Source organism: Bacillus sp. P4_D3, from assembly GCF_056401855.1.
Genome location: NZ_JBFUIN010001110.1, coordinates 1 through 809 on the forward strand (window position 1 = coordinate 1; position 809 = coordinate 809).

The following is an 809-nucleotide window of genomic DNA, read 5'->3' on the forward strand; positions in this document are numbered from 1 at the left end:
AAGAAAATATACAACGCAAAACAGCAAGAAAATATACAACGCAAAACAGCCGCTAATGATATAGCGGCTGTTTTCTTCATGCATATTTTTTCTTGTAACGTGTAACATAATGAAAAAGAAAGGCGGATACATATGGACGAAACACAAAAGAAACAATCATTCGATGAAGAATTCGCCCCTGAAATTTCACCTGGATATCGGCAAGATGTACATAGGCCACCTAAATATAAAAATACTTCTTTTTTAATGGGCATTACCATTTTCGCAGCTGTATTACTCGTGCTCATCATTTTCGTCTATTTTTAAGGAAAGGTGGTCTATTATATGAAGAAACAAGATTCAAATCGTTCAAAAAGAACTGTTAAAACAGAAAAAGGATATGCAGGAGATTCTGTTCATACACTGAAACAAGTTGAGCAAGGAAATTTATACATTGCTCAAAAAGAACTTGGGCAACAAAATKAAAATCTTTAAAATCCCTCTTCTCCTTGAGGGATTTTTCATTGTACGTACTGCTTTTGATCTAACACCCTAAATATATTATTAACCTTTACAATTTTCATGTCATAATTTAATTTCATTTCACTTCTCTTACCATTTTCAGTACCAGCAACGTACGCTACAGCATGATAGCGAAAACTTTCATCTGTCTCTTCACGTATCTCCTCGTTTGTAAATTTATACTCTAAATCCCGAAAACGGTTTGGGTAATAATTTTCTATTAACTGTTCATACCCTCTATTTATAAATATTTCTTCACCTTTTCGTTTCACATCTTCTTTATTATTAAACTCAAACACTGCTAGTTG

Annotated in this window: 2 protein-coding genes and 1 pseudogene; 2 read left to right on the forward strand and 1 reads right to left on the reverse strand. The window is 32.9% G+C overall.

The window, feature by feature from the left end:
• Positions 1-132 precede the first annotated feature (132 nt).
• Both AC1DTM_RS29625 and AC1DTM_RS29630 read left to right on the forward strand, forming a co-directional pair.
• Positions 133-306 carry a hypothetical protein gene (locus AC1DTM_RS29625; protein ID WP_016104278.1) on the forward strand — a complete coding sequence of 58 codons (174 nt, stop codon included), beginning with the start codon at positions 133-135 and terminating at the stop codon, positions 304-306.
• Positions 307-324: 18 nt separating this feature from the next.
• Positions 325-474 carry a hypothetical protein gene (locus tag AC1DTM_RS29630; RefSeq protein ID WP_477001607.1) on the forward strand — a complete coding sequence of 50 codons (150 nt, stop codon included), beginning with the start codon at positions 325-327 and terminating at the stop codon, positions 472-474.
• 26 nt (positions 475-500) lie between these two features.
• Here AC1DTM_RS29630 and AC1DTM_RS29635 read toward each other — a convergent pair.
• Positions 501-809, reverse strand: a pseudogene (locus AC1DTM_RS29635) (biotin transporter BioY); the annotation flags it as partial.

Bases quoted from the DNA above. Each gene is read 5' to 3' on its own strand.
- AC1DTM_RS29625 (WP_016104278.1), top strand. From the start codon at position 133: ATGGACGAAACACAAAAGAAACAATCATTCGATGAAGAATTCGCCCCT.